The 15,116-nt window shown below is 46.8% G+C and carries 11 protein-coding genes; 4 read left to right on the forward strand and 7 right to left on the reverse strand.

Features of this window, described 5'->3' with window-relative positions; genetic code table 11:
* Positions 1-10: 10 nt before the first annotated feature.
* From MHI52_RS28895 to MHI52_RS28910, 4 genes are all read right to left on the reverse strand, one after another.
* Entirely contained in the window at positions 11-427 is a 417-nt protein-coding gene (locus MHI52_RS28895; protein WP_017691824.1) for a BlaI/MecI/CopY family transcriptional regulator, read from the reverse strand.
* A 208-nt stretch (positions 428-635) separates the two neighbouring features.
* Positions 636-2,099: a catalase gene (locus MHI52_RS28900; protein WP_047840780.1), complete on the reverse strand. Its 1,464-nt coding sequence runs from the start codon at positions 2,097-2,099 to the stop codon at positions 636-638.
* A 288-nt stretch (positions 2,100-2,387) separates the two neighbouring features.
* Complete coding sequence (locus MHI52_RS28905; protein ID WP_036612804.1) at positions 2,388-3,194, reverse strand: winged-helix domain-containing protein; 807 nt, start codon at positions 3,192-3,194, stop codon at positions 2,388-2,390.
* Positions 3,170-3,565 carry a Fur family transcriptional regulator gene (locus MHI52_RS28910; RefSeq protein ID WP_036612807.1) on the reverse strand — a complete coding sequence of 132 codons (396 nt, stop codon included), beginning with the start codon at positions 3,563-3,565 and terminating at the stop codon, positions 3,170-3,172. The genes MHI52_RS28905 and MHI52_RS28910 overlap by 25 nt, the downstream gene beginning before the upstream one ends.
* 272 nt (positions 3,566-3,837) lie before the next feature.
* Between MHI52_RS28910 and MHI52_RS28915 the strand changes: the two genes are divergently transcribed.
* Positions 3,838-4,950, forward strand: coding sequence for a diguanylate cyclase (locus tag MHI52_RS28915; RefSeq protein WP_076319286.1), 1,113 nt, complete (start codon positions 3,838-3,840; stop codon positions 4,948-4,950).
* Positions 4,951-5,090: 140 nt separating this feature from the next.
* Here the strand turns inward: MHI52_RS28915 and MHI52_RS28920 are convergent, their stop codons facing one another.
* Positions 5,091-6,029, reverse strand: coding sequence for an aldo/keto reductase family protein (locus MHI52_RS28920; protein ID WP_047840782.1), 939 nt, complete (start codon positions 6,027-6,029; stop codon positions 5,091-5,093).
* 153 nt (positions 6,030-6,182) lie between these two features.
* Positions 6,183-7,820 carry a histidine kinase dimerization/phospho-acceptor domain-containing protein gene (locus MHI52_RS28925; protein ID WP_405158077.1) on the reverse strand — a complete coding sequence of 546 codons (1,638 nt, stop codon included), beginning with the start codon at positions 7,818-7,820 and terminating at the stop codon, positions 6,183-6,185.
* 481 nt (positions 7,821-8,301) lie between these two features.
* Here MHI52_RS28925 and MHI52_RS28930 point away from each other — a divergent pair, with 481 nt between their 5' ends.
* The 3 genes from MHI52_RS28930 (at position 8,302) to MHI52_RS28940 (ending at position 11,824) form a co-directional block, all read left to right on the forward strand.
* Complete coding sequence (locus MHI52_RS28930) at positions 8,302-10,263, forward strand: anaerobic ribonucleoside triphosphate reductase (protein WP_405158078.1); 1,962 nt, start codon at positions 8,302-8,304, stop codon at positions 10,261-10,263.
* Positions 10,260-10,754 carry an anaerobic ribonucleoside-triphosphate reductase activating protein gene (gene nrdG, locus MHI52_RS28935; RefSeq protein ID WP_405158079.1) on the forward strand — a complete coding sequence of 165 codons (495 nt, stop codon included), beginning with the start codon at positions 10,260-10,262 and terminating at the stop codon, positions 10,752-10,754. The genes MHI52_RS28930 and nrdG overlap by 4 nt, the downstream gene beginning before the upstream one ends.
* Positions 10,755-10,984: 230 nt before the next feature.
* Positions 10,985-11,824, forward strand: coding sequence for a methyl-accepting chemotaxis protein (locus MHI52_RS28940; RefSeq protein ID WP_036612816.1), 840 nt, complete (start codon positions 10,985-10,987; stop codon positions 11,822-11,824).
* 152 nt (positions 11,825-11,976) lie between these two features.
* Here MHI52_RS28940 and MHI52_RS28945 read toward each other — a convergent pair whose 3' ends face one another.
* A complete protein-coding gene (locus tag MHI52_RS28945) occupies positions 11,977-14,799 on the reverse strand; it encodes a glycoside hydrolase family 3 C-terminal domain-containing protein (RefSeq protein ID WP_405158080.1) in 2,823 nt (940 codons plus the stop codon).
* Positions 14,800-15,116 lie beyond the last annotated feature (317 nt).

The raw sequence follows: 15,116 nt of genomic DNA on the forward strand, positions 1-15,116 counted from the left end.
CTTCCACATCTTAATCGCTATCCTTTTTCCATTGTTTGATCTTCTGTTCCAAGCGTTCAATCAGACCCGCATCTGCTTCGTCCAGCGCATCCAGCATATGATTCAATGCCAAAGCTCCGAATTCATCTACCAACTCATGTGACAGTTCCTTGGATTGGTCGTTCATAAACTCCTCCTTGCTCTGTACCGGTTGGTACAAAGATGTTCTGCCCTTTTGTGACTTTCCGAGAAGTCCCTTGTCTACGAGCCGGTTCATCACGGTCATGACTGTATTAAAATTGACGTCTTTGTCTTGTTCAAGTGCGGTCTGCACTTCACGGATGCTGCTGCCAGGACGAGCCCATAAAATGTCCATGATCTTGGCCTCCAGCGGACCGAAAAATCGGTTGAGCCCACGCTCACCCACTTTGAAATTGTGTATTCTCATTTTCTGACACCCCTCACACTACCCATTGTAGTGCCATCAAATGAGAAGTCAACCTCTATGTCAGCTATTTTATGTAAATGATTTGTAAATTTGTTTTCCATTTCAGTAAAAAAGGCCAAAGACCGGGAGTTCCGCACGTTCGCGGTTCTGCCCGGTCTTCAACGAATATTAGTCCGTATGATGTTGTAGAACATGGTCAAACTGTACTTTATTTTCCATCCTGTGACGGCATATGTGCAGAAATATCCACGCCGAGTCCATGAGCCAAACGTCCGCCAAGCTGTCCATCCGCTCGGAAGAAGTGGCACAGGGCACGCATTTGAATATCAACAGATACGCCCTTAAGGTCATTGATCAGATTATCAAGCAAATGCTGCTGCTCTACAGGAGTAAATGAACGGAAAAGCTCCCCTGACTGCGTATAATCATCCGTCTTCTCGATTTTCTCTCTTGTAACATGCCCTTGCAACGGAACCTGACTGTCCCGGTATGCCGGATCTTCTTGCGGGCTGTTTCCTGAACTGTTGGGTTCATAGTTCACCGGAGATGGGTCCTGATTCACATTCATGAGTCCATCACGCTGATGATTACGAACGGGTGCGTACGGGCAATTCACCGGAATTTGCAAATAGTTCGGTCCAAGCCGGTGACGCTGTGTATCTGGATAGGAGAATAGGCGTCCTTGCAGCAATTTGTCTTCGGAAGGCTCAATTCCGGGTACAAGCGCACTAGGAGAAAAGGCCGCCTGTTCCACTTCAGCAAAGAAGTTTTGCGGATTCCGATTCAGGGTCATGGTCCCTACCGTATGGAACGGCAATACATCTTCAGGCCATGTTTTGGTTGGATCGAGCGGATCAAAAGCAAAATCATCCATTTGCTCAGGCTTCAAGAGCTGTACCTGAAGCTTCCACTGTGGGTACTGCCCGTTCTTGATATGTTCATGCAGGTCCCGGGTAGCATGATTAAAGTCTTGCCCCTGTACCTCGGCAGCTTCCTGACGAGAGAAGCCTCGCACGCCTTGTGCAGACTCCCATTTGTATTTCACATAGTGGACCTGTCCCTGTGCATTAATCCATTTGAAAGCATGTACGCTGAAACCATCCATCTCCCGATAACTTGCTGGTGTGCCCAGATCAGAGAACAACCAGGTCATCATATGTGTTGATTCCGGTGAGAGGGTCATAAAGTCCCAATATCGAGCAGGTTCCTGAATGTTTGTATCCGGAGCCGGCTTCAAGGAATGCACCATATCAGGGAACTTCATCGCATCACGAATGAAGAAAACGGGCAGATGATTACCGACAATATCATAGTTGCCTTCCCGTGTGTAAAATTTGACGGAAAATCCACGTGGATCTCGTGCAGTCTCTGGTGATCCCGTACCATGAATAACGGTTGAAAAACGAACCAGCACATCCGTCTCCGTACCTGGATCTTGTAGGAAGTCAGCTGTTGTATAAGCCTTCATACTCTGCTCCAGCGTGAATACACCATGAGCTCCGGCACCTCTCGCATGTACGACTCTTTCGGGAATACGTTCACGGTCAAAGTGGGCTATTTTCTCAATGAGATGGTAGTCTTCAAGCAGTGTCGGCCCTCTTCTGCCTGCTGTGCGGGAATTCTGGTTGTCACCTACAGGTGCTCCCTGATTCGTTGTCATACGTTCTGTCATCATGTCGTCCTCCTCTAATGGGTCTCACGGCTGTTATATATCTACTATTAAAATCATATTCGGCTTCGGTTTAAATATACATTTAGACTTGATCTAACTGTTAAATTGATTCTAACATGTCCCACTCTACTCTTGCATGAGGTTCACATGAGATTAAGATGAGGTTCTTCAACATTCATGAATGAACTATGAACATGTTTTAAGGGAATGATTCTGATCTGCCTCTCTATTAGGTAGTACCCGAAAAAGCATGAAGTGAAAGATAAAATTTGGGCAAAAAAAAGCGGACTAATCCGCCAGGCGGTAGCCCACTCCTCTTACTGTTACAATATATTGCGGCGAAGACGCATTATCGCCCAATTTTTTGCGCAAGCTTTTGATATGAACATCGACCACATTACTTCCACCCGTAAAGTCCGTCTCCCAGATATCGCTGAGCATTTCCTCACGGGAAATGACTGCACCTTTGGCATCAATCAGCTTGAGTAACAGATCATATTCGGTCTTGGTTAGATGAATCCGGTTATTATCGCGCTGTACACTCATCCGTTCACGATCGAGCCACAGATCTTTGAATCCGATACGGTGCCCTTCCTCAGGCAAAAAACCACGGTTGGGCAGAGCAGGGCTGTTGCCAATCATGCGCTGCACTCGGTAAAGTGCTTCCTGCGGGCGTGCAGGCCACACCAGCAATTCCTCCTGAAGCATCGGTCCACTTGCACTGCCAATCATCTTCTCACCAACCAGATACAAACAAGGGGTTGTATGCTCAGCCTCACGATTCAATCGGCTGCTAATGCCGGCAAATGCATCGATAGTTCCAGCAACAGACAGATCATAGATCAACAGATCAAAGACAAGGCGCTCATGCAGATCCGGTTCCCAGCGATGGAAAACCAGTACATCAAAGCAGCTATCCGTTAAGGCCTTTACCAGTTCATGAACCTGCCCCGGCATCGGGCTGATCAGAATAACACGCCGTGTAACAGGACAATTGTCCACAAGGGGTGTTGAGTCAGACAAGGCTGGTTTAACCCTTAGGGGTAAACGGCGGCCAGGCAATTTTATTTTCACTTGATCCGTTTGTTTCTGCATTCCCCGCAGACACCTCCAAAGACCACATGAGCATGATCGATTGCATATCCGGTTTCTTCAGCTACCTGTTTCATCCATTGTGGAGGAACTTCCGTCATCACCTCGTCCACTTTGCCGCACACTTCACACATAATGTGCTGATGATCATCCATACGGGCATCGTATCGGCTTGCTGTCTCTCCGAGTTTAAGTTCCCGTATCAATTCTTTGTCCGTCAGATAACGAAGAGAATTATACACCGTACCATAGGCCAGATTATATCCTTGTTCCACGAGTCGATTCATGACATCAGCAGCTGTCGGATGATCCTCTGAATGGCGCACCACATCATATACCGCTTGCCGTTGTATCGTCAGATTTAAAGTTCTCACAACCATTTCTCCTTTATTATTGATCCATTTTATATGAAATCAGACACTGATCTTCTACTTATGATGGTCTTCCCAAAAAGAAGGAATATATTTTGATTTAGATTAAGTATAAATCTCATTGCATATTGAAGTCAATATCACTCTAACATCCTGTATATGCAAATAAACCACCTTTACCAGCAATCCCCTCATAAATTTGGGATAATATGGTTCGCTACAGCGCAAATTTTCAGATAAAATATAGGGATGTGCGTAAAAAGGGGGAATGTCGGTTGTTTAGCACTTTTTTCATTAATATCTGTGTCATGATTACGTTTATGTATGTGTCCGGGATCATCGCAAAGTTCTATAGTATCCGATTGCCTTTTCCCTCGTTACGTGTTCAGTTGATCGGCGGCTTATTATTCGGTATATATGGCACAGTACTCATGAACTATTCATTCCCTCTGAACGAAACTACGATTGTAGATCTACGGCATCTGGCCATCGTTACCGCAGCGGTATATATGGGAGGATTGGCTTCGGTCGTTACGGGACTCATGATCTCGATCATTCGTATTCTGATGTTCGGCTTATCATCCTCTGCCATAGATGCAGGTTTTGTCATGACTCTGATCGGACTGTCCGGTGTATACTTCGCCTATGCACCTTGGTCCAGACTGACTAAAATAATTACAATGAATCTGCTTGGCATGACATTAATCTTTATCATCCTTATGTTGAACACGGACAGCATGAATTCATTAATGAAGATATATCCGTTACAAATGACCATTTCTTTTGCTGGTGGAATATTTATCTATTTCATTGCAGAATTCATTAATAAATCCAATGAAATGTTATTTCTATTGGAAAAAAGAGCTTCTACCGATCATCTTACCAACCTGAGCAATCGACGACAGTTCGAAAAATCACTTCAACTGGAACTCCAGCGTGCGCGGGATTACCAACAGAAGCTTTCCTTGCTTGCCATTGATATTGACCGATTCAAAAAGGTAAACGACACCTATGGTCATTCCGCTGGCGATGCGGTCCTGAAGCAACTTGGACAACTGCTTGTTGAGCATGCACGTTCTGCTGATATCGTATCACGAAACGGTGGGGAAGAATTCGCCATTCTCTTGCTCGACTGTGGACACCGTCAGGCCGTGGCTACCGCCGAATCTATACGACAGGCTGTAGAGAAATACCATTTTGCTCTTCCCGACGGGCACACGACACGTCTAACCATCTCCATTGGTGTAGCCGTATATCCCGATCATTGTGATGATCATGACGATGATGATTTCTTCGAACAGGCCGATCGCGCTTTATATGAAGCCAAGAATACAGGGCGTAACCGTGTGTGTGCCTTAACTTTTCGTTCCTTGCCTCTTACACTTTAAATTCCGATCTAACCTTTCAATAAACTAGCCTTTCAATGTTCTCCAAAAAAGGGATGTCTCGTTCGCCTATTCAGGCGCACAGGACATCCCTTTCTTTATAGATCATTAGATATCATCTCAGCTTGTGTGCTAACAGGAGGTCAAGCAAGGATACTCTCAATCTCCTCCACAATGGCAGCATCCAGCTTCACGCCAGATGCAGCCGCGTTCTCTTTTACCTGCTCGGGACGACTCGCCCCTACAAGTGCACTGGATACATTGTTCTGGCGAAGAATCCAGGCAAGGGCCAGTTGCCCAACCTTCAGATCCAGCTTGTCCGCCACTTCAATCAGTTGACGAACTTTCCCGATACGATCCGCATTGATCTTTCCTTCGTCCCATCCTAGCTTGGCAGCACGGCTATTCTCTGGGATATCGGAAACGGACGTATATTTCCCGGTCAATAGACCTTGAGCAAGCGGGGAGTATACAACTTGTCCGATGCCTTTACGCTCGCCGAGCGGGATAATCTCATTTTCGATATAACGGTCAAACATGTTGTACACCGGCTGATTGACCACGATACGATCCAGGAGCAGACGATCTGCTGTACCCAACGCAGCTTCCATCTGAGCCGCTGTCCACTGGCTGACGCCTACATATAACACTTTGCCTTGGCGTACCAGATCATCGAGCGCGCGGAGTGTTTCTTCAATTGGTGTTTCGGTATGATAACGATGGCAGTAATAGATATCCACATATTCAACGCCCAGGCGCTTCAAGCTGGCTTCACATTGCTCCTTGATATGTTTGCGAGACAACCCCTGGTCATTCGGACCATCACCCATTTTGCCAAATACTTTGGTTGCAAGTACATAAGAGTCACGGGAATACGCTTTGAGCGTCTGCCCCAGCAGTTCTTCTGCTGCACCCCGTTCATATACATTGGCAGTATCAAAAAAGTTAATGCCTTCATCAAATGCAGTTTCAATTGATTTCACCGCATTCTCACGTTCCACATACCCTCCGTACGTCAGCCAGCTTCCCAGGCTGATCTCGCTTACTTTCAGTCCGCTTCCACCTAATCTGCGATAATCCATTGATTGCATATCCTCCTCTGTTGGTTATAAAGATGAAGTTCACTTTCTATTGTAACGTAACCAGCTCGGAATAAAAGGGCTTTGGCTCAGAAAATGGAAAATGAAAAAAAGCGCACCTATAAGGTGCGCCGAATAAAGATCTATGATCATGATCTAAGGCAAAGTAATGCTCAATGCATTCAACAGATCAGCCTGTCTGACCGGCTTGGTCAGAACAGCATCAAAGGCTTCTGCTTCATGCAATTCAATGTGCATACCATAAGGAACAAGAACAATGACGGGCAGATTCTCCAGTCGCTGTTTCAGTTCATGTACAAAATCAACCGCGCCGCCTTCCATTAATCCCATATCCACAACGGCTACATCCGGCATGAATCCTTCCTTGATCCAATCATGCGCTAATGTCACACCCGAGGTCATGTGTACATCCATCTCCCACCTGCGCATCAGGGAAGAGACACCTTGCAAAATGTCAGGGTCCTTAGCAAGCAACACCTTTTTCTCTTTTAACCGTTGCTGAACACTTGCGAGTTGAGGTAACTCCCAGTATCTGCGCAATGGAAGGGAGATGTTGAATTCCGTCTCATTTTCCTTCACACTACTCACCTGAATACGGCCATGCATGAGAATGGCAAGATTCTGGCTTACAGCTAAACCCAGATTGCTTCCAATCAGTTTTTGGATATTCAAATTTTCATCTTGGCTGTTACAGGTTGGTGTCTTCTTGTCCGATAACATCTGACCCGTGTACTTCACCTTGAGCTGAAGTGTACCGGTCTCCTCCAATTCTTCTCCGTTCACCACTGCTGTGATCAGAACGGAACCTTCACGCGTTGAATCGAGAGCATACTGAATGACGTGTGCAAGCAACTGTCCAATCTTGACTTCATCACCAACGAACACTTGAGATACATTCAGTTCAAGATTTAATCCCAGCTCAATGTTCTTGCCCGTCGCAATCCCGGCATAGAGATACACGGTATTCTCAATGGTGCCTACCAGATCAAACGGATCATCATGTATAACCGTTTTACCTGCTTCATTAATGTTGAAATTCATCATATTATTCAGCAAGGAAAGCAGAATATTGCCGCTTGTCTCAATCATGTTCACATATTCGGACTGCTCCTCAGGCATATCCGGTGTGCGCATCAGATCTGTCAGTCCCAAAATACCGTTCAAAGGATTGCGAATCTCGTGACTCATTAGCTTCAACATCTGTGTTTTGGTCATAGCCTCAGATTCGGCACGTTCTTTCTCTGCCTGGAGCTGTTCTTGCATTTGTTCCGAATCACTCAATTTCTGCTCCTGAACATGCAACGTGCTTTCCAGATCAACAACATAACCCAGGAATACAGCCATCGCCTTCAGTGTCTTCATATCGGTTTCGCTGATCACATAACCAGGATCATCCATCAGACAGATGGTGCCAAATGTTTCGCCCGATCTTCTCATAATAGGCACGCCCACGAAGAAGCGATTGCCAAGTCCGCTCGTAACGCCCATGGATCGTGTCATCGGATGTTCACATGTATCCGGGATCGTAAGAACGCTACCGTTGTCTCTTAATACCAGGCTGCAATATGAATCCGTAAATGGAAGTGCACTGCCTTTAACAACTAACTCTTCCGTACGATTAAAGGCCTCCAAAATGACATTGGTCACCCCGTCATTCGTGGCAACAAAGATGGTATTGACCTTCAATATACCACTTAATACGTCTACGATATGGGCCGCAGCTTCCTTTATATCTTCATAGAAGCCTCTTGTAATGCCTTCTGCCGTCCCCATGATTCACCCCTCTTATCTAAGCTGCACTTTCAAATCTGTATTTCAGAATGTTTAATCACGTACAGGGGTCATCAAAAATCCGAATAGCTGTCACAATCTATACTTATATGATTAACACCGTAGAAGTATAAGAGAATCATACTCCCTGCCTATTGCCCATTTGTGAACAAAAGCAGGTCTTAAACGGATGGTTTAACGACCGCGAATTCATTGCAACTCGCCTTTTCAGCTCGATTAAAGTCCATCTTGTCCGACTTCGGATATTATACTTGCAGAATAACTAGAAATTATACGCTTCCGCTCAGACTTTGGGAACCTTTATCCGCAGCAATTAAAGGAAAGTCCACTTTGTTCAGTAAGCTGTGTGATCATTATCACACCCAAAAAACCACATATAGTTTATAAATGGATAAGACGAATCTACATATAGTATTTAACGTGAATTGAATGATAACCAAAATCATTTTAGGAGGAACCTTACATGAACATGCTTGAGTATGCCACCCCACTGGCATCCGATCTATTATCCGACCTGGGAAGACGAATTATTGGCGCAGAAGACGCCGATACGCTGAGGGAAAATGCGAATCTGAACGGGGATTCCTTCAGTGGTAAGATGAGCAGGCTCGGTTCGGAGACCGCCAAGTGGCATGCTCTGCGTCATGTGTTGCCGGAAGAGCTTGCCCAAGCTGTGGAGAATGGGGATCTGTATGTACACGATCTGGATCAGTATGCACTTGGAACGACCAACTGTATCTTTATCCCGTTTGACCGTCTCCTTGCTGCGGGTTTCAACACAGGTAACGGATCGGTTCGCACACCTCAGACGATCATGTCTGCCATGGCTCTGGTTGCGATCATCTTCCAATCCCAGCAGAACAGTCAATATGGCGGTGTATCGGCCAATAAAATTGACTGGGATCTGGCCCCTTATGTACAGCGATCATTCCGCAAACACTACCGCAAAGGGCAACGGCTCTTTGGTGAAAATGTTCTGATCGGGGATGAACAGCTTCATCTGGATAGCATCGAAGCGAAGAATCAATGTCCGCGGGCATATGCCTTCGCCTATGAAGAGACTGAATTGGAGACAGGACAAGCTGCTGAATCACTGATTCATAACCTGAATACGATGAGTAGCCGGGCGGGTGGTCAGATTCCATTTACTTCACTGAACTATGGATTATGTACTTCTGCGGAAGGACGGTTGGTATCACGCTCGTTGCTGGAAGCAACCATTCGTGGCCTGGGCAACGGGGAGACTCCCGTGTTCCCTCAACATATTTTCCAATGTAAACAGGGGATCAATCAGGCTCAAGGAGAGCCGAACTATGATCTGTTCCGGCTCGCAGTCAGCTGTTCATCCCGGCGGATGTATCCTAACTTTGTCAATGTGGATGCCTCTTTCAATCTGCCTTTCTATCATCCGGAAGATCCGGATACGATCATCGCAACCATGGGATGCCGCACACGTACACTGGCTGACCGGTTTGGTCGCAATCGTCAAAGTGGTAAAGGTAATCTGTCCTTCAACACCATTAACCTCGTGAAGCTCGGCATCCGGTTTGGCATCTGCCAAGGTGCAAGAGCTGTCGCTGACCGAGCCGGATTCTATACTGCTTTGGAGTCAGTTATGCATAATGCCGCTTCCGGCCTGTTGCACCGCTACCGAATTCAGACATTGCAGCCTGCCAAGGCATCGGACTTCATGATGCGGGAGGGTGTATGGGAAGGTGGAGAACAGCTTGGCCCGAACGAGCCGGTTGCCGAGCTGTTAAAGCATGGAACATTATCTCTTGGTTTTATCGGTCTCGCGGAATGTATGACAGCTCTCTATGGGCGCCATCATGGGCAGGACCCTCATGTACATCGCGAAGCGCTCAACATTATTCGGACCATGAGAGAGTTCTGTGACCGGATGAGCGAGCAGCATAATTTGAATATCACACTGTTTGCCACACCTGCTGAAGGGCTGTCCGGCAAATTCACGAAGATCGACAGAGAGCGTTATGGCATTATTCCCGGAGTGAATGATCGGGAGTATTATACGAATTCATTCCATATCCCGGTCTACCACACGCTTCCAGCATATCGGAAGATTGAACTGGAGGCTCCATTCCACACTTTATGTAACGCGGGTGCGATCTCCTATGTGGAGCTTGACGGAAACGTTCGGGCCAACACCGCAGCTTTCCTGCGAATTGTACAGTATGCACTGGCGCAGGATATCGGTTATTTCTCCATTAATCATCCAATTGATCGCTGCCCTGCATGTGGTTATGAAGGCGTCATTGGGGATGTATGCCCAAACTGTGAAGCCCACGAGAACCATGTACACTTCCAGCGGTTACGCCGCGTAACTGGCTATCTGACCGGAGATTACAAAGTACGCTTCAATGCTGCAAAGCAGGCCGAAGTGCGGGATCGGGTGAAACACCGGTGAATCTATATGGTTACATCCCGGAATCGGTAAATGAAGGGACCGGCCTGCGTGCCGTGTTGTTCATCAGCGGATGTCGTCACGCCTGTCCGGGCTGCTTCAGTCCGGATTCATGGAGCTTTCGAGCGGGTGAGCCCTTTACAGAGCGGCAGCAGCAGCAGATTCTGCATGAAGTGACGACCCATCCATTGCTGGATGGCGTTACGTTGTGTGGTGGTGATCCCTTTTTCTCGGCAGCAGAATGTACGTCTTGGGTCCAGCAGCTCCGCGCTGCACGTCCTGATCTGACGGTATGGGCCTACACGGGATTCGAATATGAAGAACTGATTACCGACCCTGCAAGAGCGGAGCTTGCCCGGTTGTGCGATGTGATTATTGACGGTCGATACGTTGAAGCGGAGCGTGATGTTTCCCTTCCCTTCCGCGGCAGCCGGAATCAGCGTTTGATTGATGTCAGTGCAACACTTGCCACTCGAACCATCGTTACAATGTAGCTCAGTATGCTGTAACATTGGTTTTATTCCCCTCACCAACTAACAAGGCACGGGTCCCCAGCGGACTCGTGTCTTTTTGGCGTATAGCGGTCTTCTTTAAGAAATAGGTTTTATCCATTCTCTCTATTTTCTTCTCTATTGCATGACGATATATAATATAGGTAGTTATTAAGTTAGCATTTAAAATTTAACCGTTTACATAAGGTAACCAGGGAGGAATCATCTTTTATATGGATATTGTTCAAGCATTAATTACATGTATGCCTTTCTTTCGAGATACGATTCGTCAGGATGTAACCCTCTCCGTGATTGATCATGAGAAATTCCTATATTTCTCAGCAGGGGAATCGTTAAAACAACTGAATTATCAACCCGGCGACCCTCTATTGGATGGAAATCGAAATTTTGCTGATCTCAACGGCGGTACAGTCAAACGATTCGATCACTACCCTAAAGATTTATTCGGTGTTCCTTTTGATGTGGCTTTTATCCCCATTAAAAATGAAAAAGGTGAAGTCATCGCCCTGTTTAATCTGCTCTACAGTATGGATGACCAAGACCAGTTGCAACAGCTCATGGATGCTACCGAAAATCTGACTAACCAGTTAATTGACAGTGTACAGCATGTAGCTGCACACTCCGAGGAACTCAGTGCCACAACCGAAGAGATCCGGAACAATTCCAAACAAGCCGTACAGAAATCAGGCAATGTCACTCAGGTCGCCAGTTTCATTCGTGAAATCTCCGAGCAAACCAATCTGCTTGGCTTGAATGCAGCTATAGAAGCTGCCCGTGTAGGGGAAGCTGGTGCAGGTTTTGGCGTTGTTGCCAAAGAAATTCGCAAACTGTCTGTCGATACCAAAGAAGCAACGGCCCGTATTGAAGATTCTCTTCTCTCGGTTCGGCAATCCATTCAAGGCATGGAGAATGAACTTGGTGAGATCACTGCAAGCTCCCAAGAGCAGGCTGAACTCGTAAACAATTTCATGAGCACAATTGAGCAACTGAATGAAACCAACAAACAATTGAAGCAATTTGTGCAAAAAATGATTACGTTTGACGGTAAATAAAAATACGTGCGATGGCAAAGCATTTTGTATAATTCTAGTGTTACCGCTCAGGATAAAAGAGTTGGACAGGAAGAAGCATCCCGATCCAACCAGCGTATAGACCAACAAAAGCCTCCGAATGCATTCGGAGGCTTTTTCATGAGCTATTTGACTTAACGAATCTCAAAGTGACTGATGCGCACACCCGCAGACAACACAATGTATACATCCTGCGCACCTGATGCACCTGTGAGTTCCGCCTTCACGGTAGACCACTGCTGGGCTTCACCTTGTGCCAGTTCCACACGTCCTGCGAGCGTACCGTCTGGTGAACCGAGTCGAACTTCCAACACAGCGCCTGCTTGTTCCGCGGATACACGAGCTTCAATTGCTGCTGCCCCACTACCCAGATCGGCATCCTTAAAGGCAATCCATCCTTGCTCACCAACTACACGGACAGCACTTCCGCCCTCTTTGCTCTCATCCAGATCAACACCCAAGTATGCATCATAATTCTCGGCACGAGTAGCCACACCCAGATTACGGGCAGGGATCGTCTCTCCTTCTACCGTCAGGTCTGCAACCAGCTGAACATCGGAGGATGACTTGGCAACCATAATAGAGTAAGTTCCACCTTCCACGACATACCGATCACGAGTTACATCCCAGATTGCCAGTTCCTGAACAGGCAAAGTAAAGCTGACCTTCGCTGTAGCTCCCGCTTCGATATGAAGACGACGGAATCCTTTTAACGTTTTGAGTGGACGTTTCACCCGGGATTTGCCTGCACGAACGTACAACTGAACAACCTCGTCACTGGCAATTGAACCCGTATTGGTTACATCTACAGTTACCGTAACGCTGCCCTCTGTACCCACTTGAGCTGGGCTAAGTTCCAAATTGCTGTATTTAAACGTTGCATACGTCAGACCATGTCCAAACGGATACAATACATTACCTTCAAAATATTGATACGTACGACCGGATTGAATGATATCGTAATCCTTGATGTCGGTCAGTTGATCTGCTGATTGTACCCATGTCATGTTCAAACGGCCTGCTGGCGCATAGTCGCCATAGAGTACGTCTGCTACTGCGTTACCCAGTTCCTGTCCTGCGTGTGAAGTATACAATACCGCCGGGATGTTCTCCTGAACCCAGTTGGATGTGAACGGATAACTACCCACGATGACAACTACCGTGTTCGGGTTCGCGGCATAGACCGCCTCAACCAGACGTTGCTGGGATTCGGCGAGATCCAGACTTGGACGGTCAATCTCTTCTTTACCATTTACAAGCGGATTATTACCAACAAAGACAATCGCCGTTTCCGCAGCCTTAGCCGCTGCTACCGCTTCTTCAAGTCCGTTCACAATCACATCCTGCTTGAACGTCTCTGTGGCACCAAAGGTTTTCAGTTCTTCGGACACTACTAATGCATCGTTTCCACCATTAGGTGCAGTCACCGTTTTGCCATTCCAAGTGGTCAGACCTACACTGCCGTCCTGTTGTGGCAACAGGTGGAATACTTCCTTCACGAACCAGCCGTACACTTCATCAGCGGAAGCCGTTACGGTCTCTTCATCTGTGGTCAGATATTTGCCGTTGCTTTCCGCCTGCAAGGTATAACTTCCGAAGCCCCAGTCGGAAACCATAAACGTCTCCGCTTCTCCCGAAGCAATCACAGGTGATTTCTCACCTTCTGCCAGTCCAATTTTCTTCCCATTGGCTACGGAAGTTAACGTAATACGGTCATTACCATCCTTGAACGATACTTTGTCGCTGCCTACTTTGCCACGGATCGCCTCAAGTGGGGATACGTTATACGGCATGGTGCCTGCATACCAGTCACGATAGACGGTTCCGCCCAATTGACCAATCACAGCCACTTTACCAGCTTTTGTTTTGTCCAGCGGGAGCGTGCCTTTGTCGTTTTTGAGCAATACCACTTGTTCTCTTGCGGCTCTGAGCGACAGTTCTTTTGCTTTCTCCGTCATCATGGACTCTTCACCAATAGCAGCGTACGGGTTGTCTTCTTCCGGATCGAACTCGCCTAGACGGAAACGCACACGGAACGTATTGAACAACGCCTTATCGATGTCATCCATCGTGAGTGTACCTTGTTCCAATCCTTCACGCAGTGCCTGTTTGGACAGCTCAGCATCATCGGTGATGCTATCAATTCCGGCCTTCACGGATTCTACGGTACCTGGTGTGTGGGAATCATAGTATTTATGATCATTCTTGATGCCCATTACGTCGCCTGCATCACTGACAATGAAACCATCCATGCCCCATTCGCCTTTGACAATCTCGTTCACAAAAGGATGCAACAACGCTGGCGTACCATTAATGGAGTTGTACGCCGTCATCATGGACTGTGCGCCGCCTTCCTTAAATGGCTTCTCAAACGCCTTCAGATAATATTCACGCATGTTACGTGGATCAATGCTGGACGAACCACTTCCGCGATCCACTTCGTTATTATTGGCGAGGAAATGCTTCAAGGTAGCGACCGCTTTGTAATACTTTGGATGGTCGCCCTGGATTCCTTTGACCAATGCTGTCGTCAGCTCGGCTGTCAGTTCCGGGTCTTCACCATACGCCTCTTCATTCCGTCCCCAGCGCGGGTCACGTTCCATATCCACTGTAGGTGCCCACAGCGTAAGACCGTTCACTGCCGGATTTCGTTTATAAAATACACGCGCCTCGTCTCCTAGTACGGAGCCAATCTCCTTCATCAGATCCGCATCCCATGTGCATGCAAGCCCCACCGGTTGTGGGAAAGATGTTGCTTCTCCAAGCCAGGCCAAGCCGTGGGCCGCTTCTGTACCATGTTTGTATGCAGGTACACCCAAACGGTCTACTGCCGGTTGATATTGCAACATGGATTCAATTTTTTCATCTTCCGTCAAGCGGGATACAAGGTCCTTCACACGCATGTCTAACTCTAGTGCTGTATCTTGAAACGGATATTTCGTTTGGTTGGTCGTCATATAGAATCTCCTTTGGTTATCGGTAGTAAATTAAAATGATAGCGAATACATATATCAAGAAAAAACGGGGATTAATTCGGATGAAATCTTTCTTCCGATGGATAGATTAATCCTTTTATAATCAACGTTTACAGGTGTAAAACTTGATCTCCTTTTCAAAACCTAAAACGATTTCGGTAATCCTATCATATAGCATGTTTAACAAAAAAAACAGAGGTACTGTGCAGGAAATTGTGAACATCCCCTCTGCAAAATCTGAACAACACCGTTTTTTCCTGGCATAGTCTGGCAATCATGAATAAGAGTACAACGATGTG

Source organism: Paenibacillus sp. FSL H8-0283, from assembly GCF_045040675.1.
Taxonomy (GTDB): Bacteria; Bacillota; Bacilli; order Paenibacillales; family Paenibacillaceae; genus Paenibacillus; species Paenibacillus amylolyticus.